The 16356-nt window shown below is 48.7% G+C and carries 16 protein-coding genes; 13 read left to right on the top strand and 3 right to left on the bottom strand.

Annotated features, from left to right (window positions below; translation table 11 throughout):
• Window position 1: 1 nt before the first annotated feature.
• Window positions 2-394 (top strand): RidA family protein, encoded by a 393-nt coding sequence (locus IL_RS12215; RefSeq protein ID WP_011235605.1) that lies wholly within the window; start codon window positions 2-4, stop codon window positions 392-394.
• Here the strand turns inward: IL_RS12215 and IL_RS12210 are convergent, their stop codons facing one another.
• Entirely contained in the window at window positions 395-1735 is a 1341-nt protein-coding gene (locus tag IL_RS12210; protein ID WP_011235604.1) for a Na+/H+ antiporter NhaC family protein, read from the bottom strand. It lies immediately after the preceding gene.
• A 122-nt stretch (window positions 1736-1857) separates the two neighbouring features.
• Between IL_RS12210 and IL_RS12205 the strand changes: the two genes are divergently transcribed.
• The gene (locus tag IL_RS12205) at window positions 1858-3387 is read left to right on the top strand and encodes a bifunctional GNAT family N-acetyltransferase/carbon-nitrogen hydrolase family protein (RefSeq protein WP_011235603.1); all 1530 of its coding nucleotides are present in this window, start codon (window positions 1858-1860) and stop codon (window positions 3385-3387) included.
• Window positions 3388-3392: 5 nt separating this feature from the next.
• Here IL_RS12205 and IL_RS12200 read toward each other — a convergent pair whose 3' ends face one another.
• Window positions 3393-4601, bottom strand: coding sequence for an EAL and HDOD domain-containing protein (locus IL_RS12200; protein ID WP_011235602.1), 1209 nt, complete (start codon window positions 4599-4601; stop codon window positions 3393-3395).
• 96 nt (window positions 4602-4697) lie between these two features.
• Here IL_RS12200 and trmH point away from each other — a divergent pair, with 96 nt between their 5' ends.
• Genes trmH through hemB form a run of 11 tightly spaced genes read left to right on the top strand, consistent with a single transcriptional unit; the run spans window position 4698 to window position 15432 of the window.
• Window positions 4698-5378: a tRNA (guanosine(18)-2'-O)-methyltransferase TrmH gene (gene trmH / locus IL_RS12195; protein WP_011235601.1), complete on the top strand. Its 681-nt coding sequence runs from the start codon at window positions 4698-4700 to the stop codon at window positions 5376-5378.
• A 9-nt stretch (window positions 5379-5387) separates the two neighbouring features.
• Window positions 5388-7469, top strand: a complete 2082-nt coding sequence (recG, locus tag IL_RS12190; RefSeq protein ID WP_011235600.1) for an ATP-dependent DNA helicase RecG — start codon at window positions 5388-5390, stop codon at window positions 7467-7469.
• Window positions 7470-7510: 41 nt separating this feature from the next.
• Entirely contained in the window at window positions 7511-8266 is a 756-nt protein-coding gene (gene ubiE / locus IL_RS12185) for a bifunctional demethylmenaquinone methyltransferase/2-methoxy-6-polyprenyl-1,4-benzoquinol methylase UbiE (protein WP_011235599.1), read from the top strand.
• On the top strand, window positions 8266-8871 hold the full coding sequence (locus IL_RS12180; protein ID WP_011235598.1) for a ubiquinone biosynthesis accessory factor UbiJ: 606 nt from the start codon (window positions 8266-8268) through the stop codon (window positions 8869-8871). Before ubiE ends, IL_RS12180 begins: the two co-directional genes overlap by 1 nt.
• Before the next feature lie 2 nt (window positions 8872-8873).
• Window positions 8874-10535 (top strand): ubiquinone biosynthesis regulatory protein kinase UbiB, encoded by a 1662-nt coding sequence (gene ubiB / locus IL_RS12175; RefSeq protein ID WP_193330469.1) that lies wholly within the window; start codon window positions 8874-8876, stop codon window positions 10533-10535.
• Between the two features lie 20 nt (window positions 10536-10555).
• A complete protein-coding gene (gene tatA / locus IL_RS12170) occupies window positions 10556-10777 on the top strand; it encodes a twin-arginine translocase TatA/TatE family subunit (protein ID WP_011235596.1) in 222 nt (73 codons plus the stop codon).
• Window positions 10778-11128 (top strand): Sec-independent protein translocase protein TatB, encoded by a 351-nt coding sequence (gene tatB / locus IL_RS12165; RefSeq protein ID WP_011235595.1) that lies wholly within the window; start codon window positions 10778-10780, stop codon window positions 11126-11128.
• Window positions 11121-11855, top strand: a complete 735-nt coding sequence (gene tatC / locus IL_RS12160; RefSeq protein WP_011235594.1) for a twin-arginine translocase subunit TatC — start codon at window positions 11121-11123, stop codon at window positions 11853-11855. Before tatB ends, tatC begins: the two co-directional genes overlap by 8 nt.
• Entirely contained in the window at window positions 11845-12636 is a 792-nt protein-coding gene (locus tag IL_RS12155; RefSeq protein WP_011235593.1) for a TatD family hydrolase, read from the top strand. Before tatC ends, IL_RS12155 begins: the two co-directional genes overlap by 11 nt.
• Entirely contained in the window at window positions 12629-14407 is a 1779-nt protein-coding gene (locus tag IL_RS12150) for a sensor domain-containing diguanylate cyclase (protein WP_011235592.1), read from the top strand. Before IL_RS12155 ends, IL_RS12150 begins: the two co-directional genes overlap by 8 nt.
• A gap of 17 nt (window positions 14408-14424) precedes the next feature.
• A complete protein-coding gene (hemB, locus tag IL_RS12145; protein WP_011235591.1) occupies window positions 14425-15432 on the top strand; it encodes a porphobilinogen synthase in 1008 nt (335 codons plus the stop codon).
• Here hemB and IL_RS12140 read toward each other — a convergent pair.
• Window positions 15429-16355, bottom strand: coding sequence for a Ppx/GppA family phosphatase (locus IL_RS12140; protein ID WP_011235590.1), 927 nt, complete (start codon window positions 16353-16355; stop codon window positions 15429-15431). The genes hemB and IL_RS12140 overlap by 4 nt on opposite strands.
• Window position 16356 lies beyond the last annotated feature (1 nt).

Here is a 16356-nt window from a genome sequence, read left to right as displayed (position 1 = left end):
TATGTCTAAAGTGATTATTTCAACGGATAAAGCGCCAGCAGCTATCGGCACTTATTCGCAGGCGGTAAAAATTGGTACGACAGTATACCTTTCCGGACAAATTCCTCTGGTTCCTGAAAGTATGGAGCTCGTTAGCGAAGACTTCACGGCCCAGGCCGAGCAGGTGTTTAAAAACCTGACGGCTGTTTGTGAGGCATCCGGCGGCGAACTGCAGGACATGATAAAGGTACAGATTTACCTGACCGATCTGGGGCAGTTTGCCATTGTAAATGAAGTCATGGCGAAGCATTTCAGAGAACCGTATCCGGCTCGCGCGGCTATCGGCGTAAAGCAGTTGCCGAAAGGCGCGCAGATTGAAATTGACGGTATTATGGAGCTGCCCAGTACCTATTAACTAAGCTGATTCCGGTGTTGGCTCTCTGTCTTCCAGAGGGCGGCGCCAGATGATAATAGCAATAGCCACGGCTGCCAGAATAAAGCAATACCCCGTATGCAGACTGACCGATAGCGGCGAGATTTTAAAGCTGGCTCCCATCAATAATGCCTGTGCTCCGTAAGGCAAAGCTCCTTGCACGACGCAGGCAAAAATATCCAATAAGCTGGCGCTTTGGCGCGGCGCTAAATTCCCCACTTTGGCCAGGCGTTTACTAACTTCTCCGGCCAATAAGATGCTGACGGTGTTGTTGGCGACGCATAAATTTGTCAGAGCTGTCAGGGCGGCCACACCAATAGCCGATGCCCGCTGCTTGTGTTTACTGACCTTATTTGCTGCGCTTTCGACAAAGCCCGCTAAGAAGGCGAGTCCCCCTTGCTGACGAATTAACGCCGATAAGCCACCAATGAGCAGCGACAGCAGGAAGATTTCCTGCATACTGCCAAAACCTTCGTAGATATCCTGACTAAAAGCCACCCATTCGTAGTCGACAGTGAACATGCCAAAAGCGGCTGCTAATACAATGCCAAGCCCGAGTACGGCAAAAACATTAAGCCCCATAACCGCTAAAACAATAATGATGAAATAAGGTAATGATAGCCATAAGTTAGCTTCCGGAATTTCTAAAGGCACCTGGCTGGTGTCGTAAGTGACTAACCAAATTACGGTAAAGATAGCCGCGGGTATGGCAATTTTTAAGTTCGCGCGGAATTTGTCCCGCATGGTGCAGCCCTGTGTACGAGTCGCGGCAATGGTGGTGTCTGAAATAATGGATAAGTTATCGCCAAACATGGCACCGCTAACAAGTACCCCGGCCAGCAGCGGCAAACTAATATCGGTTGCTTCACCAATGCCCAGAACCACCGGAGCCAGCGCCGCCAGTGTGCCCATAGAGGTGCCCATAGCGGTAGAGATAACCCCGGCAATAATAAACAACCCGGGCAGCAGGAAAGAAGCCGGAATAACATTTAGCCCAAGTGCCACCATCGCGTCGACCCCACCGGTTGCCTCTGCCACCGTCGAAAACGCACCCGCCAGCAAGTAAATGAGACACATGGTAATAATGTTGTTGTCGCCAACGCCGCCAACGAAGGTTTCGATGCGCTCTTCAAATGCCTGCTTACTGAGTAAAATACCAAGGACTATGGCCGGCAGAATCGCAACCGGGCTGGGTAATTGGTAAAACGCGTATTCGACCCCTTCGCTTTGAAAATACAATCCGGTTCCTAAGAACAGGATCAAGAATAAAGCCAGAGGTAACAGCGCTTTAGCGCTAGCCGGTTGTGGCGAAGCATTGGTCATGTGTCAGCCTTCTTGTTTTTATTTGGACGTCCAGAAGTTTATACAGCTAATTATCCTGATGCAACCTTATTCCAATTACGTGTAGACTGTCGGTAAAGTTGTTTTAGATCAGGATAAAGATAATGAGCCCCGATGAACTGCATTTGCAAATACGAAATTTGCGGCTGGAAGATTACGAACAGTTAAAAGAATTAATGGATGCTGTCTATACAGACATAGGCGGCTCCTGGAGCCAGTTCACTATAGAAAAGCTGATAAAAGATTTTTCTGAAGGTCAGTTTTGTCTGGAAGATAATGGCCGCATTGTCGGTGTCGCCTTAACGGTTAAGGTGGCCTACACCAAGTTTTCTAACCCTCACGCCTATGACGATTTAATTGGTCACAGAGAGGCCATTCTTAACAATAAAAAAGGTGACGCGCTTTATGGGCTGGATGTCTTAATTCATCCGGAGTATCGCGGTTATCGTCTGGGGCGTCGCTTGTACGATGCACGTAAAGAGCTGTGCCGACAGGCCAACCTGCGCGCTATTCTGGCCGGTGGTCGTATTGTGAATTATCACAAATATGCAAATGAACTAACACCAAGCCAGTATCTGGACAAAGTGCAGCGGCGCGAAATTTATGACCCGATTCTGACCTTTCAGTTGGCTAATGACTTTAGCGTAAAACGCCTGTTGGGTAAGTATCTTCCGGAAGATAAAAAGTCACGCGGCTTTGCCACATTGCTGGAGTGGAATAACTTCCTGTACGAGCCTTCAGACAATATTCTGACAACTCGTATTCAGAACGTCCGTGTAGGAGCGGTGCAGTGGCAAATGCGCTCGGTGGAGTCGGTAGAAGAACTACTGAAGCAGGTGGAATACTTTGTTGATGCTCTGTCGGGTTATCAAAGTGACTTTGCCGTCTTCCCGGAGTTTTTCAATGCGCCGTTAATGGGGTTAACTGACCAGAGCCAGCAAATGGATGCGATTCGTTTTCTGGCTGGGTACACCGATCTGTTTAAGCGTGAAATGTCGCAAATGGCGGTGAGCTATAACGTCAATATTATTACCGGGTCGATGCCGGTGCAGGACGGAGATAGTATTTATAACGTCTCGTATTTGTGTCGTCGCGATGGCTCGGTAGAAGAGCAGTACAAATTGCATATTACCCCGCACGAAAAGCGCGACTGGGTCATTGAAGGCGGCAACGAAGTTAAAGTGTTCGATACCGACGCCGGACGCATTGGCATTTTAATTTGCTATGACGTGGAGTTCCCTGAACTGGGCCGCATAATGGCGGACGAAGGATTAGAAATTCTGTTTGTACCGTTCTGGACCGATACCCGTAACGCCTACCTGCGTGTACGACATTGCGCTCAGGCCCGTGCGGTAGAGAACGAGTGTTATGTGGTGATTTGCGGTAGCGTGGGCAACTTGCCTGAAGTGGAAAGTCTGGATGTGCAATATGCGCAGTCGGCAGTATTCTCTCCTTCGGATTTCGCCTTCCCGCATGACGCGATCATGTCGGAGACCACGCCGAACACGGAAATGCTAATGTTCTCAGACTTAAATCTGGATGAGCTGCGTTATTTGCACCATGAAGGTTCAGTGACCAATAAAAAGGATCGTCGTACGGATATCTATGAAGTTTCTCGTAAACGGATGAGCTAAGGCATTTAGAACAGGGCTAAACGGCACCATTGGCTGGCATCGATATAAAGCTGGCCAATATCGGTGCCGTTCAATTTTTGTTTTAGCGGGTGCTTATCCAGAGCTTCCCACTCGCCGCGCTCATAAAGCTCGGTCATTTGCAGCAGATATCCCCATACACCCTCGCGGTTTTTCAATGCTTTGGTAATTTCTGAAGACAACGGAAGCTGTCTAAGCACCTCCTGCATAGATACGCCCAAAATGATATCCAGTAATGACAGCATGCCTGTTAAAAAAGCACTGGAACGGTGCTTTTCGTTAAGAATTTCAACCGTAACCAATTCCATAAAGCGCGCTCGGGTGACCGATTTAATGGTCAACTCTTCAGGCGGCCCTGCTGACACATTAGCTAAAACAATCAGAGTGATAAAACGGCGAATTTCGGTAGTCCCCAAATAGACCAGGGCATGCTGGATGTTTTCAATCTTCTTGCGGCCGCCGTATAGTGCGCTGTTGACCAGTTTAAGCAAGCTATAAGTGAGTGATAAGTCCTGCTCAATGGCCTGTCGTATGGTATCTAAGTCGAGCTCTTTTTTATGCGCCTCAGACAACAATGTCAGCATACTAATGCGGTTAGGCGCGAGTGATTTCTGCTGGACTATTTGCGGCTTTTCGAAGAAAAAGCCCTGAAAATAATCAAAGCCTAACTCCAGGCAACGCTCGAACTCGCTCCGGGTTTCAACCCGTTCCGCGAGCAGTGGAACGCCCTTTTCTTTAAAGAAGCGAATTTTTTCATCAAGCTCTAAACCTTGCTCCTGGATATCAACTTTCACCATGTTGATCATAGGAATGAGAGGTTCCCATTGCCCGGCAAAATCATGATCATCCAATGCAATTCGGTAACCTTTGGCGCGAGTGGCACTGCATGCTTCTAATAAAGGCGCATCAACCCCCACGGTTTCCAGTAGCTCTACCCACACTGTGCGGGCGTTGAGGAAAGAAGGGAAGTCATTTAGCAAAGTACGGGCATGAAAATTGATAAATGCCTGCTTTCCCATACAAAGCGTCTGAATGTCACCCAGTAAATGTTGCTGCAAAAGCAGTTTAGAGGTGGCCTCGTTAGGATCAATATTCGGAAAACTGTTTTCAGTACTGTTGCGGAACAGCAGTTCATAACCAAAAACTTTTTGGTCTCTGGTTAAAATAGGTTGCCGCGCAATGTAGGAGTACGACATTGTTATTCTTATTATCCTGAGTGGAGCATAGGGTTAGTTCTGACCGAATCTCTCGGGTATACTGCTTATATCTAGTCCTATTTTCATAAAAAAGCAATGAGTCCTGAACGATATCAACGAATTAACCAAATGTTGGACAAACGTCAGCCAGACCTTACCGTTGTCATGGAGAACGTGCATAAAAACCATAACTTGTCTGCGGTGGTTCGCTCAGCAGATGCGATAGGTGTACATGAAATGCACGCCATATGGCTGACCAAAAAGGCGCGTTTGTCGGGTGGTACAGCTTTGGGCAGTCAAAACTGGGTGAAAATCCATAATCATAAAACGGTTGGTGAAGCGCTTGAGGCAACTCAAGGTCGGGGTATGCAGGTTGTAGTGACTCACTTGTCGGAACACTCGGTGGATTTTCGTGAAGTGGATTACACCAAACCAACTGCAATTCTGTTGGGGCAGGAAAAGTATGGTGTTACCGATGAAGCTTTGGATATTGCTGATTATCACGTAATGATTCCTATGGTAGGCATGGTACAGTCACTGAATGTCTCTGTTGCTGGCGCGGTGATGCTGTATGAAGCGCAGCGACAACGAGAGCAGGCTGGCTTATACGATAAAACACATATCAGCGCCGAAGAGCGGCACAGGGTGTTATTTGAAGGTGGTCATCCAATTTATGCAAAGGCGTGTAAACGTAAGAATATGCCTTACCCGGAGCTGGATGAAAATGGACAAATTGTCGCTGATGAAGCCTGGTGGCTGGCGATGCGCGCAAGATAAGGAGCAAAGGTGGCGGTAAAAGGACTGCAGCACATTCCACTGACGGTACTTAAAGGTGTGGGCGAAAAGGTTGCGGTTAAGCTGCGCAAGCTTGGCTTAGCCTCTGTCAGTGATGCACTGTTGCATCTGCCGTTGCGGTACGAGGATCGTACTCAGGTAACTGACGTTGCAAATTTACGTGCGGGTGTGGCGACCAATGTTTTGGTCACGGTGCGGCACGCCGATATCAAGTACGGTCGTAAGCGTATGCTGATTTGTCAGGCCAGCGACGAAACCGGCAGTATCAGTCTGCGGTTTTTTCAATTTAGCGCGGCTCAGCTAAAGCAATTCGCACAAGGCACGCAGTTACTAGCCTTTGGCGAAGTGCGTCGGGGCATGACCGGCTGGGAGATGGTTCACCCCGAGTACCGAATGGTCAAAGCTGGCGAGCCATTGAATATGCAGGAAACTCTGACGCCGGTCTACCCCATGACAGAAGGCGTGACTCAGGGAATTTTGCGCAAGATCATCGAGCAGGCACTGACGTACCTTCAGCCCGGCTCTTTACCTGAACTGCTGCCTGAAAATTTAAGACCCCATCAACTTTCTTTAGAGCAGGCTATTTTGACTCTGCACCGGCCGCCGGTGGATGTTCCCCTGGCACTGCTGGAGCAAGGCGAGCATCCCGCGCAGCAGCGCCTGGCATCGGAAGAACTTATTGCTCACCAGTTAAGTTTGCTGCAGTTACGCCAGGCTCGACAGGCTCAGGCGGGCTTTACCATAAAAGGCAATGGTGCGTTACAAGAGGCATTTTTAAAGCAGTTGCCGTTTTCACCCACTGGCGCGCAGACAAGAGTGGTGAAAGAAATTACCAGCGATATGGCGCAAGGTCAGCCAATGATGCGACTGGTGCAGGGTGATGTCGGCTCAGGCAAAACTCTGGTTGCTGCGCTCAGCGCTCTGGCAGCCATTGAAGCTGGATATCAGGTGGCTTTAATGGCGCCGACCGAGCTTTTGTCTGAACAGCACGCCATTACTTTTAGCCAGTGGCTGATGCCCCTGGGTATTAATGTCGCTTGGTTGAGCGGCAAATCCAAAGGTAAGTCCCGTCGGGAATTGCTGGCACAGTTAAAGCAGGGAGATATTCATTTACTGGTTGGTACCCACGCGTTGTTTCAGGCGGATGTTGAGTATCGGCGCCTGGCATTGGTGATTATTGACGAACAGCACCGTTTTGGTGTGCACCAGCGGTTACAATTACGCGAAAAAGGCGTTCAGGCCGGCGTGCATCCTCACCAGTTAATTATGACTGCAACACCCATCCCGCGAACTTTGGCTATGACAGCGTATGCGGATTTAGCCACATCAGTTATTGATGAATTGCCGCCCGGACGCACACCGGTAACCACGGTTGCCATTCCGGATACCCGTCGGGAACAAATTGTGGAGCGTGTGCGGGAGGTCTGTGCCACTGAAGGCCGTCAGGCGTATTGGGTTTGTACCCTTATTGAAGAGTCCGATGTACTTGAATGTCAGGCGGCAGAAGACACCGCCAATGACTTGCAGGAGCAATTGCCGGGCTTGAGTATTGGCCTGGTGCATGGCCGGCTTAAACATGAGCAGAAAGAACAGGTGATGCAGGCGTTTAAAGCGGGTGATATTGACTTATTGGTCGCAACGACGGTCATAGAGGTTGGGGTGGATGTTCCCAACGCGTCGCTCATGATTATTGAAAACCCGGAACGGCTGGGCTTAGCTCAGTTACACCAGTTGCGCGGCCGCGTTGGCCGGGGCTCTGTAGCCAGTCATTGCGTGCTGCTGTATCACAGTCCGTTATCGCAAACTGCACAGCAGAGGCTGGGCGTTTTACGCGAAAGTAACGACGGTTTTGTGATTGCACAGCGCGATCTGGAAATTCGTGGGCCGGGTGAATTGCTAGGCCACCGGCAGACAGGGTTAGCTGAATTAAAAGTGGCTGACTTAGAGCGCGATGAAGCGTTAATACCAGAAGCCCAAAATATTGCTCAGCACGTATTAGAGCATTATCCGCAAAGCGCAGAAGCGCTAATTGAGCGTTGGTTACCGCGTCGTGACCACTATGCTCAGGTGTGATCATCAAGTACACTAGTACAAAATCAGTTCGGGATAGTTGAATGAACGATAAAAACGAAGAATCCATTGATTTTGGGTATCAAAAAGTCGCCCGTAATCAGAAAAAAAACCTGGTCGCTGATGTCTTTCAGTCGGTAGCGGCAAAATATGATGTTATGAACGACTTAATGTCGTTTGGTATTCATCGTTTATGGAAGCGTTATACCATTGACTGCAGTGGTGTTCGCCGTGGTATGAAAGTATTGGATATTGCCGGCGGAACTGGCGACTTAACGGCTCAGTTCTCACGCCGTGTTGGTGCTGAGGGCGAAGTTGTGCTGGCCGATATTAACGACGCTATGCTGAAAGTGGGTCGTGACAAGCTGCGTGACAGAGGCATTATTGGCAATGTTCGTTACGTGCAGGCTGACGCGGAAGAACTTCCGTTTGATGACAATACCTTTGATGTTATTACCATTGCTTTTGGTTTGCGCAATGTCACCGACAAAGACAAAGCTCTTCGCTCTATGTTGCGGGTACTGAAACCTGGCGGTCGGGTATTAATTCTTGAATTTTCTAAGCCGGTATCGGCTACCTTGAATCAGGTGTACGACTTTTATTCGTTCAACATTTTGCCAAAAATGGGGCAGGTTGTTGCTAACGACTCTGACAGCTATCAGTATTTGGCGGAATCTATCCGTATGCACCCGGACCAGGAAACACTGAAGTCAATGATGGAAGCAGCTGGTTACGAAAAAGTCGACTACCAGAACATGACTGGTGGCGTGGTTGCACTGCACCGAGGGTATAAGTTCTGATGACGTTATTACCGCTTATTCCAATCTTGTTGGTCGAGAAGTTAGCAAACAATGTGCTGCACCGTGACCCGGAATCGGCGGAACGTTTGCGGCGGCTGGACGGTAAGCGCCTGCGTTTTCATCTGAAGGAACTGCCCTTTGAAGTCACTGTGAGTGTCGATGCCCATGGTGTTCAGCTTAGTACCTCTGATGACAGCGAAGTAGATTGCCGTATTGCAACAGAAATGGGTGTATTGCCGGAGTTGCAGGATACCGCTAACCTCACGCGGCTGATAAAAGCGGACTTACTGGATATTGATGGTGACCCCATGCTGGCGCAACAAGTGGTTAGCTTGTTTAAGTCGCTGAACGTTGACTGGGAAGCTGAGCTCGCGAAAACCGTTGGTGACGCGCCTGCCTACTGGCTGGGAAAGCTGTGGCGACGTAGCCGTGAGCAGGTAAAAACACATTGGCAACAGCAGCAGCGCTGGGTGCATGGTGTGTTGACCGAAGAGAAGAAATTATTACCGGTAAGAGCTGAATTTGACCAGTTTAAAACCGATTTACAACAGCTGCGGGCTCAAATCGAGCGCCTTGAACGCCAGTGTCGTGAGAAGAAGGGTTAATGATGCGGACGCGCCGCTTTTACAAAATCACCAAAACACTACTGAGTTACGGGTTAGATGATCTTATCCCTGCGGGTTGGTTGCCCTGGACTATCCGTTTAGGCCGCCATGCTTTTTTCTGGTTGCCTAATAAGCATAAAGACAAGCCTGCCGGTGTGCGTTTAAGACTGGCACTGGAAGAGCTGGGCCCGGTGTGGGTCAAGTTCGGGCAAATGCTCTCAACCCGCCGCGACTTATTACCGCCTGATATTGCAATTGAACTGGCACGCCTGCAGGACAAAGTTCCTCCTTTCGATGGTCATGCCGCACAGCGTATTATCGAAAAGTCCTTAGGCTTGCAGAGCATCCATGACTGTTTTGCAGATTTTGACACAACGCCTTTAGCCTCAGCGTCAATCGCTCAGGTGCATACTGGGAAACTGAAAACCAGAGACGGTGAGCTAACGGATATTGTTATAAAAGTTATTCGTCCGGATATCCGCGAGACCATTAATGCGGATTTAGAATTGATGGAAACCCTGGCCTCGGTAGCTGCGCACCATTTACCCGACGGGCGGCGCTTAAAGCCTAAAGAAGTGGTTAAAGAGTATCGCAAAACCCTGCTGGATGAGCTGGACTTAATGCGCGAAGCCGGTAACGCGATACAGCTGAAGCGCAACTTTGAAAACTCCGACATGTTATACATTCCGGTGGTTTACAGCGACTACAGCCGCCACAACGTGATGGTAATGGAACGTATTGATGGCATTCCGGTGAGTGATATTGCCACCTTGAAAGCCCGCGGCGTAGATATGAAAAAACTGGCTGAGCGGGGCGTTGAAGTCTTTTTCACTCAGGTATTCCGCGACAGTTTTTTCCATGCCGATATGCACCCTGGCAACATTTTTGTGGCGAAAGATGACCCATTGAATCCGCGCTACATTGGTATTGATTTTGGTATTGTCGGAACTCTGAACCGCGACGACAAACGTTATTTAGCTGAAAACTTTTTGGCATTTTTTAACCGCGATTACCGCAAAGTTGCGGAGCTGCATGTTGATTCAGGCTGGGTCCCCAAACACACCAATATTGAAGAGTTTGAGTCTGCCATAAGAACGGTTTGTGAACCTATTTTTGAGAAGCCGTTGGCGGAAATTTCATTCGGGCATGTGCTGATTAACTTATTTAATACGGCGCGACGCTTTGAGATGGAAGTTCAGCCGCAGCTGGTATTACTGCAGAAAACCCTGTTGTACATTGAAGGTTTGGGGCGTCAGTTGTACCCGGAGCTGGATTTATGGAAAACCGCCAAACCCTTCCTTGAACGCTGGATGAAGGAACAGCTGGGCTGGCGCGCGATTGTGCGGTCGGTAAAAGAGAACGCGCCGTACTGGGCGGAAAAACTGCCGGAAATGCCAATGATGTTGTATGAAAACCTTCGTCAACAACATAATATTGATGAGCGCGAGCGAGAGTTACGTAAGCAGCAGCTATTAACACAAAGACAAGCATCGACGTCGCTGTTCTGGACTGTGTTAACCGGCAGCGGCTTAATTTGTACGACACTGCTCTGGAACCAGACTGAGCTTTCAGAAGTGACGATTGGAGCGGGTATTGTCACTGTACTGCTGGGCCTTATGGCCTGGCGCACTCGCCCGAAAACAAAGAATAATGAATTTGTTTAACTTAAACGGTAGGAAATAACATGGGTGTATCACCTTGGCAGTTACTCATCTTGTTGGTCATTGTTGTATTGCTGTTTGGCACCAAGCGTCTGCGTAGCCTGGGTTCAGACTTAGGTAATGCGGTAAAAGGCTTTAAAAAGTCTATGGGCGACGAAGATGACAGCAAAGATAAAGACGACTCTTTGCAGCACAAAGAAGAACATGACGATAAGTCCAATTCGGATAAATCCGGGAAATCTTAAATGTTCGATATTGGTTTCTGGGAGTTATTGCTGATTGCGATAGTCGGCTTGCTGGTGCTTGGTCCCGAGCGCCTGCCTTCGGCTATTCGTGGCTTTCAGAGAACCTTGTCGAGTATTAAGCAGTACTCTCAAAAAGTACAGAATGAGCTTGACCATGAACTGCGTATTAAAGAGCTGCACGAACATTTGAGACAAGCTGAGAGTCAGGACCTTGAAAATTTAAGTCCGGAACTGCAACGCTCGCTAGTCGAATTAAGAAGTGCGGCAGAAGAGGTTCAGCGACCCTATTCTAAGCCAGATTCCGAACCCAAAGAAAAACCCGGAACCGATGTGGGTAAAGGTAATGAGTGACTCCCCTTTATTAAATCATTTGCTGGAGCTCAGAAGCCGACTATTACGCTCGGTATTGGTTATTCTGGTTGTGTTCGCTGCGCTCGCTTACTTTGCCAATGATATTTATCATTTTGTCGCCCAGCCCCTGCTGATGAACATGCCGGTTGGTTCGCAAATGATCGCCACAGACGTTGCGGCGCCGTTCTTTACCCCTTTTAAATTAACTTTGGTCGTGGCTCTGGCTCTTACCGTCCCTTATTTACTGTGGCAAATATGGGGCTTTATAGCGCCGGGCTTGTATGGTCGCGAGAAGCGCTTAGTAATTCCGCTTTTGGCTACCAGTACTTTGCTGTTTTATGCCGGTATTGCCTTTGCCTATTTTGTGGTTCTGCCTCTTGCCATGGCATTTTTCAGCAGTGCAGCGCCGGAGGGGGTCACGGTTGCCACCGACATCTCCCGTTATCTGGACTTTATTCTGGCTATTTTTGTTGCTTTTGGTATTGCCTTTGAAACGCCGGTTGCCATTATGCTGTTGATCTGGACCGGTACCTGTACCCGTGAGTCACTGGCTAAAAAACGGCCTTACATTATTGTGGGTGCGTTCGCTATTGGTATGTTGCTAACCCCACCCGATGTTATTTCCCAAACTTTACTGGCAATACCTATGTGGTTGTTGTTTGAGTTAGGTTTACAAGTTAGCCGTTGGTATACACCCACCCCGCAGGAAGACGACGATGTGGTTTGATGCCGGTGTCAATTTAACCAACAAACGGTTGTTGAGCGATCTGGACGGAGTTATGGCTCGTGCCGAGCAGGCCAATGTGCAAAAACAGCTGATTATATCGACCTCTATTGAAGAGGCAGAACAAGCCGCTAAATTGTGTCATCAGTATCCTGATAAGTTGGTGATGACCGCGGGTATTCACCCACACGACGCCGGCGAGGCGCCAGCAAATTACAAAGAGCAGTTACGGGAATTGGCCGGCTTGCCCTATGTTGTGGCTATTGGCGAATGTGGTCTGGATTTCAACCGGAATTTTTCTCCCCGCGATGTTCAGGAAGAAGTATTCGTTGCTCAAGTTGAACTGGCTAATGAGCTAAACCTTCCGCTGTATTTGCACGAACGCGATGCAATCGACCTTCAAATAGAGCTGTTAAACCAGTATTGTAATGACTCAACACCCTGCTTAACTCATTGCTTTACCGGTGGCGTTGAAGCTCTGAACCGTTATGCCGAGCGAGGCCATTGGTTTGGCATTACCGGTTGGGTATGTGATGAGCGACGTAACCAGGAACTGGTGTCAGCTTTGCCGTATTTGCCTCTGAACAGGTTGGTACTTGAAACGGATGCACCGTTTTTATTACCGCGGGGGCTGAAGCCGCGTCCTAAAATGAATGAGCCTGCGCTTTTACCAGTAGTTGGAGAAGCTCTGGCTCATTATCTTGACGTGTCGGTAAAGCATTTAGCCGAGCTGACCTATGCTAATACGGAACGGTTTTTCGGGCTGGGAGAGAACAGTGACTAAAACTTCCGGAGTAAGTGCACTGCTGTGGCTATTTTTAGCTCTAGTGGCTCTGCTTTTTTCTGCATCCGCTGCGGCAGCGCAAATACTTCCTGAGAGCCAGTCAGAACTGTCAATTGAATACACTAACAGTCAGCAAAAGCTGGACTTAGAAACCGCAAAAAGCTTACCTCCAACTGACTGGCGTAAGCTGGATACAGACCGGGCCTCCTTTGGTTACACCACGGATGAATATTGGTTTCGCTTTAAACTCGAGGCTAAGCCTTACGACCGTATTCTGCATATTGCCTACCCTTTGCTCGATGAGCTGACCATTTATATCATGAGTCCGGAAGGGGTAAGAACTTATCGAATGGGTGACACTTTGCCTTTCGACGAGCGTCCAATACCAACGTCAGAATTTGCGGTTCCTTTACCCAACGACATCGGCGGTGAAATCTATATCAAGACCAATACGCAAAGTTCAATGCGTTTGCCTATTGCCGTGCGTACCGAAGTTGGTTTTTTTGAGACACAAATGAATCGTCGTATTGCCGAAGGAATTTACTTTGGCGTACTGCTTTGTATGGCGGTTTATAACCTTTTCGGTTTTATTGCATCGCGCGAGCCCGAATTTGGTGTGTATTCGCTTTACACGTTATTTTTTGCCGGATTGATGCTGTCATTAGAGGGGCTTGGCTTTCATTATTTATGGCCTGACTCTCTGTATTTGCAGGATAAGGGAATTCCTATATTTGGTAGTCTAACCTTTCTGACCGCTGCCTTGTTTGCTTATCAGCTCCTTGAACTAAAACGTTATCGATACACTTGGGGCAGAGGGTTAATGGTGATGGCATTCCTTGCTGGTTTGAGTCTGCTAATTGCTATTTTTGCCAACTATCGAGTTAGCATTCATGTGTTGTTGAGTTTAGCTGTACCTGGTTGTTTATTCCTGCTGGTTGTGGGCGTATATATGTGGCGTAAGGGTTTTGTTTACGCCCGCATTTTCACCTTAGCCTGGTGTAGCTTGCTCGTTTCTGTAGTTGTGAATTCTCTCGGGTATCTGGGCATCATCGACAGCATGTTCATTCAGCGTCATGCCATTATGATAGGTTCAGGTATTGAAATTCTGCTGTTGTCCTGGGTTCTGGCCGTACGCTACAGCGAGCAACGTAAAGAGCGGCTGCAGGCCGAGCAACGTCATAACCGCGAGCTGGAAGAAAGTGTTGATGAACGTACGTTCGAGCTACAAGTTGCTCTGCGCGAGCTCCAGGACGTTAACACAGAGCTGGAACAGAAGAATACGGAAGATCCGTTGACCGGTTTGTATAACCGCCGTTATTTCCAACAGCATCTGGAACGTGAACTGCGGCGCACATTACGCCGCGAGTTACCGCTTGCATTACTGATGGTCGACGTCGACCATTTTAAACCAGTTAACGATACCTATGGTCATCTTGCCGGAGACCAGATTCTGCAGCAGTTGGCAAAATTGATGCAGCAGCACGCTAAACGAGCCGCTGATATTGTCTGCCGTTATGGTGGTGAAGAGTTTGCCATTATTTTGCCGGAAACCGACCTTCAGGAGGCTGAAGCTTTTGCCAGTCAGTTACTGGAAAAGGTTCGTAATACCGAATTTAAAACCGATGCTGGTTTGCTTAAGATCACGCTGAGTATTGGTGTGATCTCCACTAGCGTACGTATTTTTGATAATGTAGATGAGCTTTTTAAAGCCGCCGACGACGCGCTATATGCGGCTAAACATGAAGGCCGTGACAGATTAGCGGTGCAGTAATCAATCAGGAGTCAAGAATGACAAATCAGGGTGCTTTCCCGGGCAGACGCCTAAGACGTTTACGCCGCCATGACTTTAGCCGCCGGCTGGTGGCAGAAAACCAATTAAGCGTGGACGATTTAATTTACCCTATGTTTGTTCTCGAAGGTGAGAATCAGCGTGAGCAGGTCAGTTCAATGCCCGGCGTTGACCGTGTGAGCATTGACCTGTTGTTGCAAGAGTGCGCTCGGTTGGTTGAGTTAGGTATTCCTATGGTCGCTTTATTCCCGGTGACTCCTGCTTCGGCTAAGTCGGAGATGGCTGAGGCGGCTTATGACGATAACGGTCTGGCTCAGCGTGCAGTCAAAGCCATAAAAGCTGACTTTCCGGAGCTAGGAGTAATGACCGATGTTGCTTTGGATCCTTTTACCATCCATGGTCAGGACGGCATTCTTGATAACAGCGGGTATGTAGTCAATGACATTACCACTGAGGTTCTGGTAAAGCAGGCGGTGTCTCACGCGCGTGCCGGAGTAGATGTTGTGGCTCCGTCGGACATGATGGACGGGCGTATTGGCGCTATTCGTTCAGCACTGGAAGCCGAAGGCTTTATCAACACTCAAATTATGGCGTATTCGGCTAAATATGCCAGCGCGTTTTACGGCCCATTCCGCGACGCGGTCGGCTCTGCCGGCAATCTGAAGGGAGCTGACAAAAAGACCTATCAGATGGACCCGGCTAATTCAGACGAAGCTCTGCAGGAAATTGCACTGGATATTCAGGAGGGCGCTGACATGGTGATGGTGAAGCCGGGCATGCCTTATTTAGACATTGTGCGCCGTGCAAAAGATACCTTTGGCGTGCCGACTTTTGCGTACCAGGTCAGTGGTGAATACGCCATGCTCCAGGCGGCCATTAAAAATGGCTGGCTGGGTCAGGACGTTATTGAAGAAAGTTTGCTGGGTTTCAAGCGGGCAGGTGCTGACGGCATTCTTACCTACTTTGCAAAATCGGTAGCTGAACGTCTGGCAACGAAGAAAGGCTAAGCTGTTATTTCATTGGCAAGTTGCGCGAGTAGCCCCTCGCGTAACGCGCCTGTAGTCACCTCAAAATCGTCCACACTAAGTGCTTTCAGTGCCGCCAAAAGTATAGTGATTCCGCCCATTAGAACAGTGCGGCGGTCATCACGTAATCCGGCAAAATTCAGACACTCAACTTGCCCCTGCCGGATACAACGCTGAATCAGTTCACTTAACCAGATTTGAGTAAGCCCCGGTTGTTTCTCTGCCGCCGCTATTTCAGTAAGTGCACGAAAAGTACCTGAGGCGCCAAGAACTCGTAGCCATCCATGCTGCTGATAATCAGCGATGTAGGGCCTAATAAGTTTGGTAGCGGCCTGAATGGCCAGCTCTACATTATCCGGGTTAATTTCTCCACCTTTAAAGAAACGGTTTTGAAACACCACACAGCCCATATCCAGACTATGAAGCACATTGGCCTGAGTTCCATTACCGGCTACAACCTCAGTACTGGCACCACCAATATCAATAACCAGAACTTTATCCCGGCATTGTGACGCACTACAAACCCCGGCATAAATAAATTCAGCTTCACTCTCTCCGGTAATAACTTCAATGGGGAAGCCTAATGTCGACTCAAAGCGTGCAAGAAGTTCTTTCTGATTACTGGCTTTGCGCAGCGCCGCAGTTGCTACCGCTTTTACTGCAAAAGGCTGGAAGCGCTTAAGCTCTTCGGCAAACAGAGTAAGGCAATCTATGCCACGGGAAATGGCAGCGTCGTCTATGCTGTCATTGTCGTTCAAGCCGTCGGCTAAACGAACTTTCTGCTTATGCTGGGAAAGAATCCGGGGTTTAGGAAAGAACCCCGTCATTGAAACTTCTGCCATCAACAGGTGAAAACTGTTGGATCCCATGTCGATGGCAGCAAGTTTGCGCTTTTTGGCTGGCATA

The organism is Idiomarina loihiensis L2TR (genome assembly GCF_000008465.1).
GTDB lineage: Bacteria > Pseudomonadota > Gammaproteobacteria > Enterobacterales > Alteromonadaceae > Idiomarina > Idiomarina loihiensis.
This window is presented reverse-complemented; position numbering and strand designations above follow the sequence as displayed.